This window comes from Hyphomicrobium sp., from assembly GCF_009026145.1.
Lineage (GTDB): Bacteria > Pseudomonadota > Alphaproteobacteria > Rhizobiales > Hyphomicrobiaceae > Hyphomicrobium_A.
Genome location: NZ_WBUE01000002.1, coordinates 234,696 through 256,103, shown reverse-complemented (window position 1 = coordinate 256,103; position 21,408 = coordinate 234,696). Strand labels below are relative to the sequence as shown.

At 63.8% G+C, this 21,408-nt stretch carries 24 protein-coding genes, 1 tRNA gene and 1 pseudogene; 19 read left to right on the top strand and 7 right to left on the bottom strand.

What is annotated here, in order from left to right; genetic code table 11:
* Positions 1-132: 132 nt before the first annotated feature.
* The 3 genes from F9K20_RS03120 (at position 133) to F9K20_RS03110 (ending at position 2,299) form a co-directional block, all read left to right on the top strand.
* Entirely contained in the window at positions 133-1,230 is a 1,098-nt protein-coding gene (locus tag F9K20_RS03120) for a DUF2157 domain-containing protein (RefSeq protein WP_290997355.1), read from the top strand.
* Positions 1,227-1,808, top strand: coding sequence for a GDYXXLXY domain-containing protein (locus tag F9K20_RS03115; RefSeq protein ID WP_290997354.1), 582 nt, complete (start codon positions 1,227-1,229; stop codon positions 1,806-1,808). Before F9K20_RS03120 ends, F9K20_RS03115 begins: the two co-directional genes overlap by 4 nt.
* 146 nt (positions 1,809-1,954) lie before the next feature.
* Complete coding sequence (locus F9K20_RS03110) at positions 1,955-2,299, top strand: hypothetical protein (protein WP_290997353.1); 345 nt, start codon at positions 1,955-1,957, stop codon at positions 2,297-2,299.
* 7 nt (positions 2,300-2,306) lie between these two features.
* Here F9K20_RS03110 and F9K20_RS03105 read toward each other — a convergent pair whose 3' ends face one another.
* The gene (locus F9K20_RS03105; protein ID WP_290997352.1) at positions 2,307-3,146 is read right to left on the bottom strand and encodes a DUF937 domain-containing protein; all 840 of its coding nucleotides are present in this window, start codon (positions 3,144-3,146) and stop codon (positions 2,307-2,309) included.
* A 478-nt stretch (positions 3,147-3,624) separates the two neighbouring features.
* On the opposite strand from F9K20_RS03105, the gene F9K20_RS03100 reads away from it, so the two are divergent.
* Positions 3,625-5,796 carry a sodium-translocating pyrophosphatase gene (locus F9K20_RS03100; RefSeq protein ID WP_290997351.1) on the top strand — a complete coding sequence of 724 codons (2,172 nt, stop codon included), beginning with the start codon at positions 3,625-3,627 and terminating at the stop codon, positions 5,794-5,796.
* A gap of 60 nt (positions 5,797-5,856) precedes the next feature.
* On the opposite strand, the gene F9K20_RS03095 is transcribed toward F9K20_RS03100, so the two are convergent.
* Positions 5,857-6,441 (bottom strand): TetR/AcrR family transcriptional regulator, encoded by a 585-nt coding sequence (locus F9K20_RS03095; RefSeq protein WP_290997350.1) that lies wholly within the window; start codon positions 6,439-6,441, stop codon positions 5,857-5,859.
* 73 nt (positions 6,442-6,514) lie between these two features.
* On the opposite strand from F9K20_RS03095, the gene F9K20_RS03090 reads away from it, so the two are divergent.
* A complete protein-coding gene (locus F9K20_RS03090; protein WP_290997349.1) occupies positions 6,515-7,177 on the top strand; it encodes a DJ-1/PfpI family protein in 663 nt (220 codons plus the stop codon).
* Positions 7,178-7,183: 6 nt separating this feature from the next.
* Here F9K20_RS03090 and F9K20_RS03085 read toward each other — a convergent pair whose 3' ends face one another.
* Entirely contained in the window at positions 7,184-7,678 is a 495-nt protein-coding gene (locus F9K20_RS03085; protein WP_290997348.1) for an outer membrane protein assembly factor BamE, read from the bottom strand.
* Positions 7,679-7,821: 143 nt separating this feature from the next.
* On the opposite strand from F9K20_RS03085, the gene F9K20_RS03080 reads away from it, so the two are divergent.
* The 10 genes from F9K20_RS03080 (at position 7,822) to F9K20_RS03035 (ending at position 14,762) form a co-directional block, all read left to right on the top strand.
* On the top strand, positions 7,822-8,370 hold the full coding sequence (locus F9K20_RS03080) for a ubiquinol-cytochrome C chaperone family protein (RefSeq protein WP_290997347.1): 549 nt from the start codon (positions 7,822-7,824) through the stop codon (positions 8,368-8,370).
* Positions 8,367-8,888 (top strand): DUF177 domain-containing protein, encoded by a 522-nt coding sequence (locus F9K20_RS03075; RefSeq protein WP_290997346.1) that lies wholly within the window; start codon positions 8,367-8,369, stop codon positions 8,886-8,888. Before F9K20_RS03080 ends, F9K20_RS03075 begins: the two co-directional genes overlap by 4 nt.
* A 157-nt stretch (positions 8,889-9,045) precedes the next feature.
* Entirely contained in the window at positions 9,046-10,086 is a 1,041-nt protein-coding gene (plsX, locus tag F9K20_RS03070) for a phosphate acyltransferase PlsX (RefSeq protein WP_290997345.1), read from the top strand.
* Positions 10,087-10,176: 90 nt separating this feature from the next.
* Positions 10,177-11,154 carry a beta-ketoacyl-ACP synthase III gene (locus F9K20_RS03065; RefSeq protein ID WP_290997344.1) on the top strand — a complete coding sequence of 326 codons (978 nt, stop codon included), beginning with the start codon at positions 10,177-10,179 and terminating at the stop codon, positions 11,152-11,154.
* A gap of 137 nt (positions 11,155-11,291) precedes the next feature.
* A complete protein-coding gene (locus F9K20_RS03060; RefSeq protein WP_290997343.1) occupies positions 11,292-11,609 on the top strand; it encodes an integration host factor subunit alpha in 318 nt (105 codons plus the stop codon).
* 45 nt (positions 11,610-11,654) lie between these two features.
* Complete coding sequence (locus F9K20_RS03055) at positions 11,655-12,158, top strand: MerR family transcriptional regulator (protein WP_290997342.1); 504 nt, start codon at positions 11,655-11,657, stop codon at positions 12,156-12,158.
* Between the two features lie 38 nt (positions 12,159-12,196).
* Entirely contained in the window at positions 12,197-12,913 is a 717-nt protein-coding gene (locus tag F9K20_RS03050; protein WP_290997341.1) for a hypothetical protein, read from the top strand.
* Between the two features lie 56 nt (positions 12,914-12,969).
* Positions 12,970-13,047, top strand: a tRNA-Pro gene (locus F9K20_RS03045).
* A gap of 924 nt (positions 13,048-13,971) precedes the next feature.
* Positions 13,972-14,253: a hypothetical protein gene (locus F9K20_RS03040; protein ID WP_290997340.1), complete on the top strand. Its 282-nt coding sequence runs from the start codon at positions 13,972-13,974 to the stop codon at positions 14,251-14,253.
* 266 nt (positions 14,254-14,519) lie between these two features.
* Positions 14,520-14,762 carry a hypothetical protein gene (locus F9K20_RS03035; RefSeq protein WP_290997339.1) on the top strand — a complete coding sequence of 81 codons (243 nt, stop codon included), beginning with the start codon at positions 14,520-14,522 and terminating at the stop codon, positions 14,760-14,762.
* A 59-nt stretch (positions 14,763-14,821) separates the two neighbouring features.
* Here the strand turns inward: F9K20_RS03035 and F9K20_RS03030 are convergent, their stop codons facing one another.
* The gene (locus F9K20_RS03030) at positions 14,822-15,064 is read right to left on the bottom strand and encodes a hypothetical protein (protein ID WP_290997338.1); all 243 of its coding nucleotides are present in this window, start codon (positions 15,062-15,064) and stop codon (positions 14,822-14,824) included.
* Positions 15,065-15,922: 858 nt separating this feature from the next.
* Here F9K20_RS03030 and F9K20_RS03025 point away from each other — a divergent pair.
* Positions 15,923-16,327, top strand: coding sequence for a hypothetical protein (locus F9K20_RS03025; RefSeq protein ID WP_290997337.1), 405 nt, complete (start codon positions 15,923-15,925; stop codon positions 16,325-16,327).
* Complete coding sequence (locus F9K20_RS03020) at positions 16,327-16,629, top strand: hypothetical protein (protein WP_290997336.1); 303 nt, start codon at positions 16,327-16,329, stop codon at positions 16,627-16,629. Before F9K20_RS03025 ends, F9K20_RS03020 begins: the two co-directional genes overlap by 1 nt.
* A 157-nt stretch (positions 16,630-16,786) precedes the next feature.
* Here F9K20_RS03020 and F9K20_RS03015 read toward each other — a convergent pair.
* The 3 genes and pseudogenes from F9K20_RS03015 to F9K20_RS03005 all read right to left on the bottom strand — a co-directional run bounded on the left by F9K20_RS03015 (position 16,787) and on the right by F9K20_RS03005 (position 18,565).
* Positions 16,787-17,131: pseudogene (locus F9K20_RS03015) on the bottom strand (DUF190 domain-containing protein).
* A gap of 63 nt (positions 17,132-17,194) precedes the next feature.
* Positions 17,195-17,602, bottom strand: a complete 408-nt coding sequence (locus tag F9K20_RS03010) for a universal stress protein (protein WP_290997335.1) — start codon at positions 17,600-17,602, stop codon at positions 17,195-17,197.
* 576 nt (positions 17,603-18,178) lie between these two features.
* Positions 18,179-18,565: a cytochrome c family protein gene (locus F9K20_RS03005; protein ID WP_290997334.1), complete on the bottom strand. Its 387-nt coding sequence runs from the start codon at positions 18,563-18,565 to the stop codon at positions 18,179-18,181.
* 687 nt (positions 18,566-19,252) lie between these two features.
* Between F9K20_RS03005 and F9K20_RS03000 the strand changes: the two genes are divergently transcribed.
* Both F9K20_RS03000 and F9K20_RS02995 read left to right on the top strand, forming a co-directional pair.
* A complete protein-coding gene (locus F9K20_RS03000) occupies positions 19,253-19,555 on the top strand; it encodes a DUF6455 family protein (RefSeq protein ID WP_290997333.1) in 303 nt (100 codons plus the stop codon).
* 343 nt (positions 19,556-19,898) lie between these two features.
* Entirely contained in the window at positions 19,899-21,347 is a 1,449-nt protein-coding gene (locus F9K20_RS02995) for a hypothetical protein (RefSeq protein ID WP_290997332.1), read from the top strand.
* Positions 21,348-21,408: the final 61 nt, after the last annotated feature.

The following is a 21,408-nucleotide window of genomic DNA, read 5'->3' as shown; positions in this document are numbered from 1 at the left end:
AAAGGAAAGCAACGCTTCCCTCAACGCGGGCAACCTTAATGCCGGGCGCACAGCGCAGCCGCATTCCCGACATTGTTTTGCGCCCCGCCCCCGGATATCGTCCGCAGCGCCAAAAGCCGCCGGGATACCGCCATGTCACGCTATGCCAAGCGCCTCGACCGCGACCTCGTGCGCTGGCGTGAAGCCGGCTGGATCGGCGCCGACGGCGAAGCCGCCATCCGCCGCGATATCGCCACCGGACAAGGCAGCAAGCTCGATCTTGCTTCGGCGCTCGGCATCCTCGGGGCCGTGCTCATTGGCTTCGGCGCCATGAGCTTCGTCGCCGCGCATTGGAGCGAGATGCCGCGCTTGTTCCGCCTGGCGCTGATTTTCGGCGGCCTGTTTGCCGCCTATGGCATCGCCGGCGTCCTCTTCGAGCGCAAGCACCCGACCTTCGCGCATGCCGCCATCCTCGCCGGAGTGGCGCTGTTCGGTGCCGGCATCATGCTCATCGCGCAGATGTTCCATATCGAGGGGCACGCCCCCGACGCCGTGCTCACCTGGGCGCTGGGCGCGCTCGCCGCCGGCGTCATCCTCAAATCCAATCCGGCGCTCGCGCTCGCAATGCTGCTCGTCGGCCTGTGGACCGGCTGGGAGATGAGCGACTCTGGCGAGGTGCACTGGGCATTCCTGCTTGGCTGGGGCGCCGTGACCGTCGCCATTGCCTGGCAGCGCTGGTTGGGAGGCCTGCACCTTGCCGCCGTCGCCATGGCGCTGTGGATCATCAGCCTTGGGTATTTCCTGTTCGATGGGGACGGCCATGGCGTGGTCGTCGGCATCGGCCTCCTCATCGCCGCGGCGGGGGTGGCGGCGCCGATCGCCGATGAGCGGCTCTCCGGCTGGTCGACGCCAGCCATCGCCTACGGCATGACCATTGCCTTCGCCGGGCTGTTCGCGCTGCAGTTCATCAAGTCGATGCCGCTCGACTATTTCATTCTCCTGGCGCTTCTCGCGCTCGCGCTCGTTCTCGGCGGCGTCGGCCTCGGCCTCAAGATGGGCAGCCCGGCGCTGCTATGGCTCGGTTACGCCGGCTTCTCCATCGAGGTGCTGGGTCTCTACTTCAAGACCGTCGGCACGCTGCTCGGCTCGTCCCTGTTCTTCCTTTCGGCGGGCGTCCTCGTCATCCTGCTCTCGGTCGTCGCCTATCGCCTGCACGCGCGCGTGCAACCGAGTATGGAGCCCGCGCCATGATGTCAGAACGACGCAATCTGTGGCTGGCGATCGCCGTGGTCGCCCTTGGGCAGGCGGCCGTGTTGGGCTGGATGATCTGGGACCGCACCTCGCTGCTGGCCAACGGACGCGAAGTCGTGCTCGAGGTGATCCCCGTCGATCCGCGCTCACTCTTCCGCGGCGACTACGTCATTCTCGGTTACGACATCTCGCGCTTCAAACTGCCGCCCGGCGCCACGCCGCCGAAGCGGAACGAGCCCTTCTATGTCACGTTGCGCAAGTCGGAGGGCGACAACTGGCAGGCTGTCGCCGGGGCGAGCGAACCGCCCGCAGAGGTCAAGCCCGACGAGGTCGTGATCAAGGGACGCGTCGAATACGTCGCCAGGCCGGCACCGGATCAGCCGCAGGAGCCGATGGTAGTCGGCCTGCACTACGGTATCGAGAGCTTCTTCGTCCCCGAGGGCACCGGGCGCGAGCTTGAAAAGATGGTCGGCGACAAGAAGATCTCGGCGCTGATTGCCGTCGACGACGGCGGCACGGCCGCAATCAAGGGCCTGATGTCGGAAGGCAAGCGCGTCTATGAAGAACCGCTGCTCTGATCGGCCAAATAGGACGTGCTGTGACCTGTTTGCCGCTCACGGTGCGCTTTTTCTCGTACGCCACACGCGCAGCTATCGAGAGCCTGAGCGGAATCTGGCACTGTCACGCCCTGCCAATGGCAAAATTCACGCACTGGGGGGTGGAGATGTTGCCCAAATCAATGTTGGCGTTAGCAGTTGCCGCGGTGACGGCGACCACGTTGGCCGTGCCCGCGGGCATGGCGGCGGAGACGGGGCTGGCGGCGATGCACGCGCTGCGCCGCGAGGGCGGTCGCCTGTGCATGTCGGACCATTGGCACTACGGCAGCAGCGGAGCGCAATCGACGAAAGCTGCCGCGCAGCGTGCCGCCATCCGCTCATGGCAGGATTTCACCGACCTTGAGTACGGCAGCTCGTGGGCGCGCTTCAGCCGGGCGGCGAGCAGGAGGATGGGCTGCTCGCGCTCGGCCGCAGGCTGGACCTGCGACGCCGAAGGGCGCCCCTGCCGATAGGCGACGCTCAAGTCTTGTCGCGCTGACGGTTGCGCAGATTGCGCAGCCGTTCTTGCGTTTGCGCGCTGGCGCTCTGGAGCGCGCCGGCCCCCCATCGTTGCAGACGGGCGAGCCACGGCGCGTGGCGCGCCCGCACGCCCAGACCGTCGGCCATGATCTGCCGCGCAGCGTTGAGCGGATCACGCCCGTCCGGCATTCTTCCGCTGTCGCGAATGCGATCGGCAAGCTCGCGGTATAGGCTTTCGCGCGCGGGGTCGACGAGGCCCGATGCAATCCCCGTGGAGCCGCTGAAGAAGCCGCTGCTGCCGCGGCCGACAGGCAGTTGAATTGCAGCGGCGCTGCTCTCGGCCGGTGGGGCATTGGCGTCCGGGGCCGCCTCGTTGCGCGCCAGCGCCAGCAGATTGGCTCGCGTTTTCGCCGACAGTGCGCCCATGAACATCGCGGCGACGACAGGCAAAAGGTATTCGGCGATCATTTCGCTGATGCCTGCCGCGGCGGCGGCGCGGCTGGTGATGCGGCTGCTCGCGTCACGGCCGGCCAGGGTGGTGAGGGCGTCATTGCCGATCACCTGGGTTGATGTCGCCCCCATCAGCGTCGGCGTCTCCAGAACCTGCTCGTAGTCGTTCTTGCCGAGTAGCTCGATCAGTCGCGCCAACGTCGCGCGCGTTAGGGTCTGCTCGTCGAAACATTGGGTAAGCGCCCCGAGCATGACGAGTATGGCCGCTTTGGCCTGCGGGCGCGGCAGATGGAACGCGCGCGCCAGATTGCTGATGGCCTGCCGGTTTTGGGCGCGCGTGAACTCGCCCCAGATGGGGCCGCGATTGCGAGGGTTGGCGACCAGCGTCACAGGCGCACTTTGTATTCGACCACAAGAAGTCGCATGGCGTTGACCTCCAAATATGAGGTGCCTGGCCCGACGCAAGATCGGGTGCCTCCAGCCTCGCTCAGTCCCTAGCATACTGAACTCAGGAGAAAATCACGAAATTCGATGGCGCCTGTGCGACATTGCTCCAGTCGCTCCTCAGTGGCCGGACCGGCGAGCGGCGTCGTAGCAGCGGCGCGGACCGGCACGGCGACTGCCGCGTACAACGACCCTGGCGCCGCGCTGCTAGGAAATTAGTCGGAGCTGCCGGGGGGCGTCGCCGCGGGCGCCGTTTTTTATCGCGGCTGCGGATAATTAAGCCCCAGGCGGCACCCGCCCCCCTGTGTTGCAACTCGTCCACACATTTGGCATGGTCCGCCCGCGAATCGCCACGAGAGCGGGCGCCGGCTACGCCTGTCGCCGGTCAACAGCATTCTTCAAGGCGCCAAAGGGGATCACGAAAATGACGGAAGTACTATGGGGGATCGTCGCTTGCGGCGTGCTGGCGCTCGTCTATTCGGCGTACACGATCCGATCCGTGATGAGTGCGGATGCTGGCACCGCGCGCATGCAGGAGATCGCCAGTGCAATCCGCGAAGGTGCCCAGGCGTACCTGAATCGCCAGTATCGCACCATCGCCGTCGTCGGTGCCGTCGTCTTCATCCTCGCCTGGGTACTGCTCGGCCCGCTCGTGGCCTTCGGCTACCTTATCGGCGCTGCGCTGTCGGGTACGGCGGGGTACATCGGCATGAACGTCTCGGTGCGCGCCAACGTGCGCACCGCGCAGGCAGCAACGCACTCCCTGGCGCGTGGCCTCGACATCGCATTCAAATCCGGCGCGGTGACCGGCATGCTGGTTGCCGGCATGGCGCTGCTCGGCGTCTCGGTATACTTCCTCTTCCTTACCGGTGGCCTCGGCTACGCCGCCGATGACCGCGTCGTGACCGATGCGCTGGTCGCTCTCGGCTTCGGCGCCTCGCTCATCTCCATCTTCGCTCGTCTCGGCGGCGGCATCTTCACCAAGGGCGCCGACGTCGGCGGCGACCTCGTGGGCAAGGTGGAGGCCGGCATTCCGGAGGACGACCCGCGCAACCCAGCGACCATCGCCGACAATGTGGGTGATAACGTCGGCGACTGCGCCGGCATGGCCGCCGACCTGTTCGAGACTTACGCTGTCACCGTGGTGGCGACGATGGTCTTGGGCTCGATCTTCTTCGTCGGCCAGCCGGGTCTCGAGAAGCTGATGATCTACCCGCTCGCCATTTGCGCGGCGTGCGTCGTGACCTCGATCATCGGCACGTTCTTCGTCAAGCTCGGCACCAACAACTCGATCATGGGGGCGCTCTATCGCGGCTTCATCGCCACCGCCGTCCTGTCGATTGGCGGCCTGTGGCTGGCGACCTATTACGTGCTGGGCGGGTTCGGCGACGTCGGCACGGCGGCGGGCACGACGGTCAACGGCCTCAACCTGTTCATCTGCGGACTGGCCGGCCTTGCCGTGACCGGCCTGATCATCTGGATCACCGAGTACTACACTGGCATCGGCTTCCGCCCGGTGCGGTCGATCAGCCAGGCGTCCGTCACCGGTCACGGCACCAACGTCATCCAGGGTCTTGCCGTGTCGCTCGAGGCAACCGCGCTGCCGGCCCTCGTCATCGTCGCCGGCATCCTGTTCACCTATTCGCTCGCCGGTCTCTACGGCACGGCCATTGCCACCACCACGATGCTCGGCCTCGCCGGCGTCGTCGTGGCACTCGATGCCTTCGGACCGGTGACCGATAACGCCGGCGGCATCGCCGAGATGGCTGGTCTGCCGAAGGAAGTGCGCCGCTCGACCGACGCGCTGGACGCGGTCGGGAACACCACCAAGGCGGTCACCAAGGGCTATGCCATCGGCTCTGCCGGTCTCGGCGCACTGGTGCTGTTTGCGGCCTACAGCTACGATCTGCAACACTTCATCGATGAGGCGAACAAGGCGGGCGCGACGGCGTATTCCTACTTCAAGGGCGTTAGCCCGGACTTCTCGCTGTCCAATCCTTACGTCGTCGTCGGCCTCTTGCTCGGCGGCCTCATCCCCTACCTGTTCGGCGGCATCGCCATGACAGCCGTCGGCCGCGCCGGCAGCGCCATCGTGCAGGAGGTGCGCCGCCAGTTCAAAGCCAAACCCGGCATCATGCAGGGCAAGGATCGCCCCGACTACGCGGCGGCCGTCGATCTGCTGACGCGCGCGGCGATCAAAGAGATGATCGTCCCCTCGCTGCTGCCGGTGCTGTCGCCGATCGTGCTGTTCTTCGCCATCTACGTGATCGCGGGCGGCGGCGAGGCCGGTAAGAGCGCGGCATTCTCCGCCGTCGGCGCCATGCTGCTCGGTGTCATCGTCAACGGCCTGTTCGTCGCCATCTCCATGACCTCGGGCGGCGGCGCCTGGGACAACGCCAAGAAAGCCATCGAGGACGGCTTCGTCGACAAGGACGGCGTCAAGCACGTCAAGGGCACGGACGCGCACAAGGCGGCCGTGACGGGCGATACGGTCGGCGATCCCTATAAGGATACGGCGGGCCCGGCGGTGAATCCGGCGATCAAGATCACCAACATCGTCGCCCTGCTGCTGCTCGCAGTGCTCGCCGCGCACTGAAACGGCGCCTGAGGCGAAGCTAATCGAAAGGCCCGGCCCCCAAGGTCGGGTCTTTCTGCATCAGGCACTATGCGCAGCGGCGATGCTCGCCAGGAGCAGCTTGGCATCGGCGGCGGCGCGCGCCCCATTGCCCGTCATCTCGGCGCGCACGATAGCGCCCTCGACGATCATCAGCGCCAGCCGCCCGGTCTCCGTCGGCCGCGCCGCGCCATCGTCCTTGGCGCGTTCAACCAGCAGGGCCAAGAGCTCGTCCTTGTGCCGCCTGGCGATGGCCCGCTCGCGCGTCGACGTACGCTCCGTCTCGGCGAGGATGTTGATGAAGGCGCAGCCGTGAAAGTCAGGCGCCGCGAACCACTCGCGCAGGACGTCGGCGATGGCTGCCAGGTTGTTGCCGCGCTTCGCATGTCGCGCCTCGAGCCGTGCGCGGAACCAGGCCATCCAGCGCATATGCCGCTCCTCGAGAAACGCAGCGACGAGATCGGCCTTGGACGGGAAGTGGTTATAGAAGCTCATCTTGGCAACGCCGGACTCGGCGATGATGCGGTCGACGCCGACCACCCGCGTGCCATGCGCGTAGAACAGCCGCAGCGCCGTCTCGAGAATGCGCTCCCGCGCCGGGAGGGCTTTTGTCGCAGTCTTCGCCATCCGCTGTTTCTACCATTGACAGACAAGTCTGTCTATACGAATAGACAGATAGGTCTATATAGGAGGTTGCGTCATGGCCAAGAAGGCAGGGTTCCGGCTCGGGGTCTACATCTGCAAGGATCTGGAGATCGTCGACTTCGCAGCGCCCTATGGGGTGTTCTCCGTCGCCCGCCGCTTCGATCCCGAGCTCGATGCCTTCTTCATCGCCGAAAGCATGCGGCCGGTGCAGGCGCAGGCCGGCTTCACCGTGCTCCCCAACTACGCCTTCACCGACACACCCGATATGGATGCCTTTCTCATTCCGGGTGGATTCGGCACGCGCCAGGAGATGAACAACGGACGGCTGCACGCTTTCATCCGCGCGCTGCCCGAGAAGACGCTCCTCGTTTCCGTCTGTACGGGCTCGTGGATCTACGGCCGCATGGGGCTTCTCGACGGACGCGCGGCGACGAACCGTAAAGAGCCAGATCGCCTCGAGCAGTCGAGCATGGGCAAGGTGCCGATCGACCGCTTGGCGGAAATTGCACCCGCCTGCCGCATCTCGCGTGCACGCGTCGTGGACAGCGGCCGCATCATCACCGGCGGCGGCATCGCGTCGGGCATGGAGGTCGGCTTCCATCTGCTGCGACGCGCCGGCTACGACGAGGCGTTCATCTCCGAGGTCGCGCGCGTGATGGAATACGGCAGGGCCTACGACGTTTACCGCGCCGATATCGACTACGACCGCGCCGGCTGAGAAACCCTAGTCGCCGAAGATCTGCTTGGTTCCGAGGTTGCGGAACAGCTGCTGGACGATGCCGACGTCCTTACCGCCCGGAGCTGGCGTCGTGCGCGAGACATAGTCGAACACCCGTCCGTCCTTCATGCCGTAGTTGGCGACGCGCTCGACTGTGCCGCCGGGCGTGAAGTAGACGGCAACGACCTGGCGGTCCTGCTCCGTCGGCAGCATGAAGGCGGTCTGCGTCGCCGTGCTCGAGATGTAATAGTAGGCTTGGCTGGTGCCGACCACGGCGGTGGTCGATGGGGTTCCGAGGTTCATGCGCACCTGCTCCTGGGTCATCCCGGGCTGGATCTGCTGCAGGTCGCCCTCGTGGAATTGCATGCCGTGCTTGATGACGTTCGAGTCGCACGCCGCGAGGGCGAGGCAGGCGGCGAGGCCGGCCATCAAGCGCCAGCCTTTCGCATGGATCACTGGCGCGCGTGTGCGGCGCTGGTGGGCGTTGGTCTCTCGGCGCATTATGTTATGTCTTCCCGAGACTGGATCGAGGCAGGGCGAATTGGCGCTTACCCCGACCCCTTGTCGATTGCAACAGGCGCAAGCTCAACTCAGGCGGCATCGCCCCCGATTTGTGATCGCCTTCACGTAAGGTCCCGGCACTGATGCTGGATTCCCTCATTGCCCGTAGCGAGATGCGCCGTAAAGCAGGCGAGATTTATGGCGTGATCGTGACACGGGCCCGCTGTCCGGAATTTTACTCCGAAATGGGCGTCCTCGACACACCGTCGGGCCGTTACGAGATGGTGGTTCTTCACCTTTTCCTTGTTCTCGAGCGGCTGCGCACCGCTACCGATCCGAGTTCGCCAATCCCGCGCCTGCTCGTCGAGGCGTTCGTCTCCGACATGGACGATTCCCTGCGCGAGCTCGGCACCGGAGATCTCGCGGTGCCGAAGAAGGTGCGCCGTGCCGCGGACGGCCTCCTGGCGCGCAGCATGGCCTACAGGGCGGCGCTGGAGACGGGCAATGAGCGTGATCTGGCCAAGGCGCTGGCCGCGCACGTCTACGATGGTGCCGAGAGCGCGCAAGCCCGCTCGCTGGCGCAATACATGCGAGAAGCGCTCGGCTCGCTGGCGGCGATGGAGGCTGTACAGATCCTCGATGGGAGCCTCGGATTTCCGAAGGTATGCGATACTGCTGCGGAGGCACCATGAGCGCGCCGCTGCATTGGTCCTACCGAACCACGGAGATCCCGGAGCCGGGATTTCGCGAGAGACGCACGGCCACCAGCGCCGAGCGCGCGACGGTGGCGGCTGCACTGGAGGTGGTTTCGTGTGAGGCGCTGATGGCCGACTTCACGATCCGCGCCACCGGGCAAGGATGCTACCGCCTGGCCGGAAAGCTCGAGGCGCAGCTGACGCAGAGCTGTGTCGTGACGCTCGACCCCGTGGCGCAGCACGTCGAAGCAACGTTCGACGTCGAGTTCTGGCCGCCGATGAGCATGCCGCGGCCGGGCGAGGAGGAGGTCGAGGCGCTGAGCGCCGCCGAGATCGAGCCGATCGAGCACGGGATGATCGACGCCGGCAGAATCGTATTCGAGACCCTATCGGCATCCGTCGACCCGTACCCGCGCAAGCCCGGGGCCGAATTCCAATCGGACGCGATTGAAGATAGCAGCGCGCCCGCAACCGGACCGTTTGCCGCCCTGAAGAAGCTCAAGGATCACGGCTGAGGCGCGCGGCTGGCACCTGCCGCACAAGGCCGCGCGATAGATGTGAAAATCCAGTTGTTTCGCACTTGCAAAAGAGTATGGTCCGCTGGTTTAGGGGTGGGCAGGCGCGATCCTACGCGGCCTCCTTTCAGGGGATAATTGCGAGGCAAACCGCGACATGTCTCAGCCGCGGACCATAGCGCTCGACGCCATGGGCGGCGACCACGGTCCCGCCGTCGTGGTTCCGGGCGCCGCCCTCTCGCTGGAGCGATATCCAGCGCTCAGCTTCATCATGTACGGCGATGAGGCGCGCATTCGCGCCGAGCTCGACAAGCTTCCCGTGCTGGCGGCCAAATCGCGCGTCGTTCACACCGACATGGTGGTCGCCATGAGCGACAAGCCGAGCCAGGCGTTGCGCCGCGGCAAGGGCACTAGTCTGTGGCTGGCCATAGATGCCGTCCGCTCGGGCGAGGCGGACGTCGCCGTGTCGGCGGGCAATACCGGCGCCTTCATGGCCATGTCGAAGCTGATCCTGCGGCCGATGGCCGGCATCGAGCGGCCGGCAATTGCCGCCCTTTGGCCGACCGTCAGAGCCGAATGTATCGTGCTCGACGTCGGCGCCAATATCGGCGCTTCGGCCCGCGAGTTGTGCGACTTCGCGCTGATGGGCGCCGCCATGGCGCGGGCGCTGTTCCATATCGAGCGGCCCACCGTTGGGCTCTTGAACGTCGGTGTCGAGGAGATCAAAGGCGTCGAGGAAGTGCGGCAAGCACACGCATGGTTAAAGAGCACTGAGCTGCCGCTCGACTATCGTGGTTTCATCGAGGGCGACCAGATCGGGCAGGGCATCGTCGACGTGGTCGTGGTCGAGGGCTTCGCCGGCAACATCGCATTGAAGACGGCGGAAGGCACAGCCAAGCAGATCAGCGAATACCTGCGCGCCGCCATGCAGCGCACTTTAATGTCGAGGCTCGGGGCTTTTCTGGCTTCTGGCGGCTTTCGCGTCCTCAAGGAGAAGATGGATCCAAGGCGTGCCAACGGCGGCACGTTCCTTGGCCTCAATGGCATAGCGGTCAAGAGTCACGGAGGCACGGACGCCGTGGGCTTTGCCAGTGCCGTCGATCTCGCGTACGAGATGGCCCAGAGCCGGCTCATTCCGCGGCTCGCCGCCGACCTGACAGCGTTCCATCACAAGCTCGAGGCAGCCGCCGCGGGCTGACGCTGCGGGCCATCACGGTAGGGCATCGGCCTTTTTCTGCTGCCCGATTTCCGTTGAGGCTGGTTCAACTACAAGAAGCAAGGCAGCTCAGTGGCAGTCATCCGTTCAGTCTTCCGCGGCGTCGGTGCCCATCTTCCGAAGCGCGTCATGACCAACGCCGATTTGACGAAGATCGTCGACACCAGCGACGAGTGGATCGTCGAGCGCACCGGCATCCGCGAGCGCCACATCGCCGACGATGACGAGCTCACGTCGGATCTCGGCACCGCTGCCGCCCATCAGGCGCTAGTGCGCGCCGGTATCGATCCCGTTGACATCGATCTTGTGGTGTGCGCGACGGCGACGCCCGATCGCACATTCCCTGCCACCGCGGTGAGGATCCAGCAGAGCCTTGGCGTCACCAAGGGGGCCGCATTCGACGTGCAGGCGGTATGCTCGGGCTTTGTTTACGCCCTCACCATCGCCGACAACTTCCTCAAGACCGGGCAATTCAAGCGCGCCGTCGTCGTCGGCGCGGAGACCTTCTCGCGCATTCTGGACTGGGAGGACCGCACCACGTGCGTGCTGTTCGGCGATGGCGCGGGAGCGGTCGTGCTCGAGGCACAGCCGCAACACGGCACGCGCGAGGATCGCGGCATTCTTGCCACCCGCATTCGCTCGGACGGCCGCTTCGAGGACCTGCTCTATGTCGATGGCGGTCCGGGCTCGACGAAGACCGTCGGCCATCTGCGTATGAACGGGCGCGAGGTGTTTCGCCACGCCGTGCAGAAGATCACCGGCATCATTGAGGAGACGCTCGTCATGACCGGCTATGCACCCGACGAGATCGACCTCTACGTGCCGCACCAAGCCAACCAGCGCATCCTCGATGGCGTCTTGAAGAAGCTCGGCGTGCCAGCGGAAAAGATTGTCGTCACGCTCGACAAGCACGGCAACACCTCGGCGGCGTCCATCCCGCTGGCGCTTAACCATGCCTTTGAACAGCATCGTGTTAAGGAGGGCTCGCTGGTGCTCATGGAAGCGATGGGCGGCGGCTTCACCTGGGGTGCGGTGCTCGCCCGCTGGTGACGTGTGGTGAGGAACTTTCTACAACGTGCCAAGTTTCTTTCTTTGATTTCAGCTAGTTGAAATGCTCTCGCGATTGACGATCGGCTCGCCCCCCGGTAGCATCTCTAAAAAGGTGAGAGAGCGGGAGGCAAAATGCCATGGGAGGCAAGACGTTAACGCGTGCGGACCTTGCCGAGGCGGTGGTGCGCAAGGTCGGATTGCCGCGCAATGAGAGCCAGGATCTGGTCGAACTGGTGCTGGGGGAAATCTCTGCCAGCTTGGCGCGAGGCGAGCCGGTGAAGCTCTCCTCGTTCGGCTCCTTCGGCATCCGCCAGAAGGGCGAGCGCATGGGGCGCAATCCCAAAACCGGGGACGAAGTGCCGATCACGCCGCGCCGGGTCTTGGTCTTTCGCCCCAGCAACATTATGAAAGAGCGCATCAACCAGGGCCTCATCCGCCGCAAGGCAGCCGAGTGAACGGCGTCCGGCGGCGGCGTGGTGGCGCAGCCGGTGGAGGCGTAATTGACCAAGACGGCCGAGGCCTTTCGCACCATTAGCGAAGTTGCCGAAGAGCTCGAGGTCCCCAAGCACGTCCTGCGCTTCTGGGAAGGCCGATTTCCGCAGATTCGGCCGATGAAGCGAGGCGGCGGACGGCGCTATTACCGGCCCGAGGACATGGCGCTGCTGCGCGGCATCTGCCACCTGCTGCATGCTGAAGGCTACACCATCAAGGGCGTGCAGAAGATTCTGCGCGATCAGGGTGTCGACACGGTGAAGCGCATCGGCGCGGAAACCGCTGCCGCCGCGGTTCCGGCTGCCGCGGCGCCGGCGCCCGTAGGGAAGCGCAACACGCGCGCCGGAAGGCAGCCGGCGACTGCGGGTGGGCCGACGCGGGGTGAAGTGCGCGAACGCCTGCTCGCTGCCATAGCCGAGCTCGAGGCCTGCCGCGGCATCCTGCTCGGCAAGCCGCCGGAGGCCGCCGCGCGTCGCGCTCCGGCCAAGGCGCGCCGCTCCGCCCGCGCGTGAGCGGCTTGCCGACGCTGGCGATACCCGAGCTATGGTGTGTGGATCTGCGCGCCGCGGCGCCGGCGCTGCACGCCATCGAGCAGCGCGTCCCGCGGCTGTGCCCGGGCGACCGAGCGCGAGGATCGGCCTTTTCCGACGCAGCGGCGCGCCACGAGTGGCTGGCGACCCATATCGCGCTGCGCCTGCTGATCGAGCGCGCCGCGGGTCCTGAATGGCGCGGCGTTTCGTTTACGCGTTCCGAGCGCGGCAAACCACATCTCGAGGCTGCCCCGCTCGCCTTCAGCCTGTCGCACACGCGTGGGCTAGCGCTGATCGGCATGGCGCGCCAGGGCAGCATCGGGGTCGATATCGAGCGTTCGCGCACGGTGCATGTCGGCGAGGAGCGGCGCGCGCGCATCGAGGCGGCGGGAGCAGCCCTTGCCGCACCGCCGCTGCCGGCTGCGGAAGACGCACGCTTCCTGCAGGCATGGGTGCGGCTCGAGGCCTACGCCAAGGCCGACGGCGGCGGCATCGGGCGCCTGTTGACGCGCCTCGGGATATTCGGCACGGGCAAGGCCGTGGCGAGCCAGGAGGCCGGCACCGGCGATCGCGCTGCGGTCGCGGCCGCGTTTGTGGGCGGCGAGGCGCCCAGCGTTCGCGATCTGCAACTCGGCCAGGATATCTATGCCGCCGCGGTGTTCGCCGGGGCGCCGCCGACGTCCGATGTAGCGTGGCTGCCGGCGAGCGCCAAGGGCCTCGAAAAGCTCATCAGTTGACGTCGCGTGGGCTTTGCCGTTGACCCGCATGGCGCCGCTTGGCAAAAGGGGCGCCTCGGAGCGTAGCGCAGCCTGGTTAGCGCACCAGTCTGGGGGACTGGGGGTCGGGAGTTCAAATCTCCCCGCTCCGACCATTCATCTCAGAGACTTAGCCACCCCGTGTCTCAGTCGCCCAAAGGGCCCGTGTCTCACTGGTGTCTCAGTCTCACCTTTTGATGGCACCTCCCAATTGTGGCGATCTTGGGTCATGTCTCAGCCGTGTCTCAGTCGCGTGCCTTCTGCGTCTCAGCATAAGCGATAGCTGCCGGGCCAGCAGGCTTGCAGCTTTGAGGGGCGATACGACAAGCAAGCAGGCGCCCGGCGATGAGTAGCACCAGCTTTACCCGAGAGGAGCTGTACGAGCTCGTCTGGTCCGAACCGATGATCAAGCTCGCTGCTCGCTATGGGATCTCGGGGAATGGCCTTGCGAAGGCCTGCCGACGGGCAAACATACCGGTTCCCGAACGCGGCTATTGGGCTAAGCAATAGGCTGGGCAGCACGTGTGCAAGAAGCCCCTGCCGCCATCGAAGGCGGGTACGTTGCTCGCCCATCGCACGGAATGTCTCGGTGACGCACAGCCGGAAGCGCTGCGAGGGAGGGGCATGGCCCCAGATCACCGCCGTCTCGTCGGGCTCGAAAGCGATGTTGTTGTCGAAGATCGGCAACCGCGGCCACCCTGAGATCCCGTCGCCGTCACCTGGGCTGAAGTGACGCGCACGATGCATTGATCCAAATCAATGCGGGGGCCCTGATTGTCTACTCGTCGGTGATCACGTCTATTAATGGCGCTGATACCACGGTGACACACGGCCACCAATTTTTCGCGCCCCTTCTCCTGCATTTGTCTGCGTGCTGATATTCTTGCCGGTGCGAATCTCTGTTCGTCATGACAGAGGTTCCCTCTTCGGCCCGGATAGTGCGCACACGCTGTCCGGGCTTTTTCGTCCGTGGCCATCCCGCGATCTTGGCTTCATCGGCGGCTGGGCGAGCCGCGCATCGGCGGGGCAACGGAGTGAACATGGCTTTCACGCCCATACCCAAATGCGGGAACTGCTTCGACGTCGGCTGGGTGTGCGAGAACCATCCCTATTGTCCGTGGGATCGCACTAAGCCGCGGGGCTGCGAGTGCGGCGCCGGCATCCCGTGCCCGGTGTGCAATCTCGCCGACGCCGACAACCCGGCGCGGCCGTCGACCGGCTTCAGTGGAAGGGAAGCCATGGACACAATGACGATCGCGTTCATCGGTGGCGTCATCGCCGTAACTCTTGCTGGCCTGCTTTGGCTGGTCGTGGCGCTCTGACATTTACGCCGACAACTCCTTAAGCTGACGGCCCGACGATTTGCGTGTACACTGATGATCGGCGCGCCAAGGAGACGGGCACCGCTCCCGGTGGGCGCACCCGGGGCTGATCTGATCTTTGCCTGCAGCGGGGTCAGCCCTGCCTTAAGAGCCGCCCGCCCGGTACCATGTTCGCCGCGATTAACCCGCCATTGGCCGTGTTTCTGGATCCGCGTTGATCGCATGGTGAACCAGACTTCATAGCTCGCCCCATCAAAGTCCGCCGGATGATTGCAGACGCCGGCTACGCGCCCGAGATGACGGCATCTCTCACTCAGGTCTTCGAGGACGCCTGGGTCGAAACCCGATCGAGGGCAACATCGGATCACCACGCCGAGCGCCTCCGCTCGAAGCTCGCTGGGATCGTGATGCTTCTCGGCCAGCGGCTAGACGATCCCGATGAGCTGCGCCGAAGAGCTGTGCGGCTGCTGGCCCACGGCGAGGGATGGAGCGGGGACGCAATGAGCTAGACCTTCGCTCGCAAGGTCCCTGAATATCGCACATGCCCACTCCCACTGCTGGCGGTATGTCAGGCATCGCTGTGTGGCCGCTGCAGACAAGGAATGGATCTGCGCAGATGGGTGACAGCCGCCTCGATGACGCGCCGGTCATCCTCAGTCACATCCCTCACCTCGACTTTGGCGAGCCAAGCCCCGACGATGCAGTCCGAGGGCACGACCTGCAGCGTGATCAGGCGGGCGTAGACGGGCTCGCTGCGCAGCAGCTCACGCAGGTGCGTTTCGATCTCGCGAGCGGTCGCACTTCGCAGCATTGGGAGGGGTGAAGATCGTCGAATGCGTGGGCGGTCAAATTTGAACGACCGATGTTTAACAAGGCGCAAAGCAACGTGAGTTCGCGGTTTTCCGGGCATCCGGTACGTTGCTGCCGCGGGGTAGCAGGCCCAGCCGCGCTTAGGCGCTAGCGATATTCCTGCGAGGATTCGCATGAACGCAACGGATGTGAAGCGCTCAGCGCTCAACGTTGCTTGGGTTTTTGCCGTGATCTTGTTGTTCTGTGGGCTTGGCGCGGCAGTCGCCGCACTCCTCATGTGATCGGCTCAGACTTTGAACGCGCGTCCGACTTGGCGCCCTTCCTGACGGCGCCAAGCCTCGCTCGGAGCCACGCGCGCCGCCTGACAACCGGTTGTTCCACGCTGAAGCAGCCCTTCTCCCACCGCCACGCGTTGGGCATCGTGCAGCTTCCGCGCAGCTTAGGCCCGCACCCTTGATAATCTGCCGGCAGGCCGTTGTCCGCCAGAGGGGGGTGGCGGATTGGCCCTGGGCACCCGGCCGACGGTGTACCCCGCTGCCGCCGTCCGGGTGTCTCCATCGGTTCCCGGCAGATCGCTCGTGGCGATAGCGGTGCCCACACGCGCCGTTCCGACTTTTGGCGGGCTGTCCGCAACGAACACTCCCAAGCTAGTTTTGAAGCGGCATGCCAACCGATCGACAAAGGGATGCACTTTCGTGATTGGTAAGCATCTCAAGACCGAACTGGACCGCGCGCCCGCCGGCCCGAAGCCGGACATCGAGCGTGCGTTGAGGCGCCTGCTCGAGCGCGACCTCGCCGAGCGCTCCCGCCCGCACACGCGATGGTCGGGAAAAATCTCGCTACATCCGAGGAGGAAGCCATGCTGACTCTTGGAGAAGCGTTGGCTGCGGAACGTGCGCGAAGGAACGAGGAGGTACGCCGGGTTGAACGTGCGGTACTGCAGGCTCTGGCGCAACGTCTCGATGCCGAACCGCTGCCCGGATGGGACTTTACGTCAGGGCACAATGAGATCCGTCTCATACGCGCCACGAATGACGATCGCCAACACGTCAGCTCTTGGACCATGGACCAGGCGATGCGACTGGCGCTGGGGCAAGAGACAACGGAGTGGATCACGCCCGAAAGCTTGGCGCGCGCGATGTATCAGGCTGTAACGATTACTGCCAAGTTTATTGTCGATGTAGAGACCAAGGAAGGCGCAGAGGAGCAAACGAGTAGTGTGTCGGCTGGACGCGAACTGGAGTGGGTTCCTCGGCGCAGTTGATGTGCATTGAAAAATGTCGATCAGAAATCGCAGGCGCAACTAGAACTGTTATTGAATGTGCTGTTGATGCGCACAGCCTCGCCAGCCTCATTGCGCCAGAATTCGGGGATGAGATAGAGCTGCCATTTTGGTCGCGCGGTCGCGCGCACGCGCAACACCTCAACGTCGAAGCTGTACAACGCGCCATAGTAGGTGTGGCGGTCGAGAGTGCATTCAACGCCGTTCGTTTCCCATCGGTATTTGCCGAGGCGATCACCGCTCTTGAGGATGCGCTCGATGTCATTGATGACGCTGGCGCGTGACGGTCTGCGCATGGTTCTTACAGGTTCTGCGTCAGCATCAGAAATGTCCGGCCCATGATCAGCCCCGGAGCGTCGCCGCAAGACGCAGTGGAATGTCGTCGCGGCCCTCGCGCTCCTGCGCCATATGTCCGCTGTTCGCTTGCTTCGGTGTGCGCTATCAGGGATGCGCGGGAGCATCGCCGTAGCGCAGCACCTTGACCTTCTCGAGCGTGATCAAGCCGCTGCCCATCAGCTTGTCGAGCTCCGGCAGGAAGCCTTCGATCTTCTCCTCGGTATCGACGATTTCCACCACGATGGGCAGGTCTTCCGAAAGGCGCAGGATCTTCGTTGTGTGCAGGCGGCTTGACCGCCCGAAGCCTAACGGGCCGCGCAAGATGGTGGCGCCGGCCAGATGCATCTAGCGCGCCTTGAGCACGATCGCTTCATAGAGGGGCAGCCGGCCCGCCTTGTCGTCCTCGCCGATAAAGATCCTCAGCAGCATCGCGTCGCGGGGAATCTGCATAGCTACCCCCCATGGAATGCCTTCAAAGGACACGCCGCGCACGACAGCGGCGTTATTTCACCACTAGGACATGACAGGGTGCATGTTCGACGAGGCGGTCCGTCGTACTGCGATAAGGCGATTATAAAGTGCCGAGTGGCCCATATAGCCGACGACCAGCATATCAAAACCGTGGCGCTCGACGAAATCCACAATGGTCGGTACGGCGTGACCGGGAACGACATGGGTCTTGAGTTTGATGCCTTGCGCTTGCGCCTGCGCCTGCGCACGCGCGATCACCGGTTCGTAGCGATGATTGGCGTCGAGCCGCTCCTCGACCACCTCGTCGACCGACACGGGAAAGCGCGGCATCTCTTCGACCGAGATCATGTGGAGCCCGGCTTCGTGCTCCTTGGCGAGATTGATGGCGGCCGAAAGAGCCCGACCGGCGCCTTCCGAACCGTCGTTGGCGATGAGGATCTTCCTAAACATCCGACCGCTCCCCGGCGCGTGCTCCTTCTTCGGCGGGCGTCAGCTGCGGCATGAACCACTGCTGGGCGATGAGGGTCGGCACCACGGCGCTACCGATGACGGCGGCGACGAGGATCGTGTACTGCTGCTGATCGATGATGCCGTTCGTCAGTCCAAACAGTGCCGAGATGGTACACCGAAGGTCAGTCCCGTCGACATGAGCAAGGTGGTGTACATGCCCTCGCGCCCGTCGAATTGATAATATCGGATGAGCGGCAGCACGTGGTGACGAACGTTTCCGCCTCTCCGCTGCTGGCTGACCCCGCCCCCACAGATCCCGAACTCGGCAATGCTGGTGCCAACCTACACGCACACGCAAAAAGATTTGGCGGACGAGCCCGAGCCCTTGAGCTTGGGCCATGGCCGGCGCTCTTACAACATCCGGGACACGACCTTTTGCGCATACTTCAGCACCCACGCGCGTGCGTGAATGCCATATCGGCCTCAAGCGGCGATCGAGCCGATGAGCTCGAGTGATAGGGCGTTACGGGGTGGCTCTGCACGGTTGTTCCTGCCATGTGTACACATTCGAGTTCCTTATTGCGCCTTCTTTCCCGCGGCGTCGAACTGCCTTAAGAACGCGATCAGATCCTGAACTTTCTGCTCATCCTTGATGCCGGCGAAGACCATCTTCGTGCCCGGCACTTTGGCCTTCGGATCCTTGAGGTACTCCGCCAAACTGGACTGATCCCACATGATGTCCGAGTTCTTGTTGGCGTCCGAGTAATTATATCCGGGTACCGAACCCGCTTTTCGACCGACGATACCATTAAGCTGTGGCCCGATAGCGTTTTTTGCGCCCTCACCGATCTGGTGGCATGCCTTGCACGTGGCAAAAACCTTTTCACCCTCGGCTCGATCTTGAGCACTAGCCGCGTTCGCTAGACAAGCAACGGCTGCAATGGACACGACGATTTTGCGCATAGCAGTTCTCCTGCAGCTCCAAAGCATCGGTGGAAGGATACGACTGAGTTCAGCAGAAGAAAATATTCTTTGTGACCTTCTGTCCGCCGCCGAAAGGCGGGCTTGCCGTTGGCACTGGAGAGGATGGAGCACCTGTACAAAGCGAGCAACGCCGATCAAGGAGATCAAGAGGATTATCGACGTTCGCGAGAGGCGCTCGGGTCCACGACACAAAATTCGACACGCTGACACACGGCCCTGACAAGCCTCTGGTTCATTGGCCGATCTGTGATCGCGGAGGAGCCAATGGACCGCTCAGAAATCATGGAATTTTCGGAACAGCTGGAGCAGCGATGCCGACCTCAGGGTATCGTTGTCTACCCCGGTCGCCAACCAACAAGGGTGCGCTACGGCGCCCTTTGAGTTCGCGCGAGCGGCGGCTAGGGGCATCTCGATGGCGAAGAAGGGGAGCGTGACGCCCCCGCAAGCATTCTCGGTGAAGCCTTGACCGCTCGGGATTCGGCCTGCCCCGAGAGCTTGGCTCAGGTGCAAGCAGGAGGTTCCCGGGACGAGCTTTCGCGCTAATAAGCCGCGGCAGAGCCTGATCTAGATCAATGCGCGCTATGCCGACAGGGAGATCCTTCAAATAGAAGGTTCCAAATCCGATGGAAGACCTGTCCTGGCACAGAAGACAATCAGGAGGGGAAGATGATGAGCGTTGGCGATCAGTTGTCCCTGCTTGATCAGAACTCTCCGGCACCGGAGCTGATGATGCGCATGATGGACCGCATGGCCGTGAACTGGAAGATGGCCGAGCGTGTCGATGGCGGCCTGGCTTGGTACGCAGCCCGCAGCAAGTGCATTTTCTGTCGTCATGAAAGAGAATGTCGGAGCTGGCTAGAGCATCCCGAGGCGCTGCCGGAGTTCTGTCTCAACGCCAAGTTCTTCAGGCGCTGCGCTGTGGCCTATGCTCATGATCAGTTTTTGCCTCACGACAGCGGCATGGAATAGCGACCGCTTCAGGGGACTGATCTAATTACCGGGCGACTGATTGGCTTGACCGCTTCAAACCCTCGGCTCAGCACAGAACTGAGCCCCAGTGGCGATGAGATCCTCACCGCATCTCTCGCCTGAGAGATTCTGGCAAGCTTGATTGCGAGCGCCCTGGGCTCTGCTCGCTTTTAGGTTTGCCGGCTCGAGCATCCTTACACGTATCTTTGAGTGGCGATTGCGCAACAACTCCATTCCGAAACGGCACAAATTTCAGTCACAAATGGACGGCCGCTGAGACCACGTGCTAGTTTGACGCATTGCCTTCTCGCGAAGGGGAGTAGGGCTCGAGGGGACCATTTGGATGACGCGTAGGGGAGATCGCGGCATCGGCACTGATCTTTCCCCGCTATACGTCTTCGGCGGCGCGACCGCTTGTGCCTTGGCCCTGGCGGCAGGGCTTTCGCTGAGGGCAGGACCAGCCTGGGCCGTGCCGAGCTTTGCCCGCCAAACCGGCCAACCGTGCGCGACCTGCCATAATGGAGCCTTTCCGCAGCTGACGCCCTACGGTCGGCAGTTCAAGCTCAATGGCTATACGGCCGGCGGCACCCGGTGCCGCGACAGCGTGGCGGCTGACCCGACGCCCCAGATCCCGATCTCGGTCATGCTGGTGCCGACCTACACGCACACGCAAAAAGATCTGGCGGAGTTGCCAACGAACCGGGACGGTGAGCCAAACGGCTTGAAAACCAACAACAATGTGATGGTGCAGGACTGGATTGTTGGTTACGACGGCCAGATCTACTGCCAGCTCGGTGCGATGATTCAAGCGGCATACGATCGAGCCGAGGAGGTTTTTGCCCTGGAGATGGCAGATATTCGCTATGCCAATAGAACCCAGGTCGGCGGCATCGACCTGATCTACGGCCTTGACGTCAACAACAACCCGACGCTCGAGGACCCGTGGAATACGACACCCGCCTGGCGCATTCCCGGAATGGGCTCAGTCACCAGCGCATTCGCTCCCGAAACCCCAGCTCCGTTGATTGACATGCTGGACGCCATGGTGGCCGGAGCTGGGGGCTATGTCTTCGCCAACAACATGTTTTACGCCGCCGTGAGCGCTTACAACACGCTCGACAAAGACCTGCTGCAGGCGCTCGGCGAAGGTCCGCCCATGTTCGCCTTCGACGGGGCGGCCCCCTATTGGCGCCTGGCGGTCGAGAAGACCTGGGACGTTTACTCGCTCATGCTCGGCACCTTCGGCATCACTGCCAATGTCATCCCTGACGTCATGATGGTGTCTCCCGCCGACCAGATCACGGATGTGGGGTGGGACGCGCAGTTCCAGTATCTCAGTGACCTGCATTTCTTCACCGCACGGGTGAGCTACATCTATGAATGGCAAAAACTGTACGGGAGCGTCTTCAACGGAATGGCGGCAAATCTGAAGAACCACCTCGCACAGTTCAATGCCTCACTAACGTATTCATATGACGCCAGGTGGTCGGTGACGCTCGGATACTTCAACACAACCGGCAGTACGGACTTAGGTTTCGACGCCGATGGTATGCCTTTCAGCTACTTCGAGACGGCTAACGGCTCGCCGAATACAAGCGGGGAAGTTATCGACATCGGCTACTCCCCCTGGAGCCATGGGGGTCCCAGCTTCTGGCCTTGGCTCAATACGCGCTTTGGTGCGCAGTACTGGCACTACGACAAGCTGAACGGGGCGAGTACCAACTACGATGGCATGGGGCGCAACGCCAGGGACGACAACACCGTCCTGCTCTATTCGTGGACGGCCTTTTAGGTTCGCAACATGCCAACGCGACCAAGACGTCAGAGCGATGCGGCCGCAAGGCCTAGCGCAA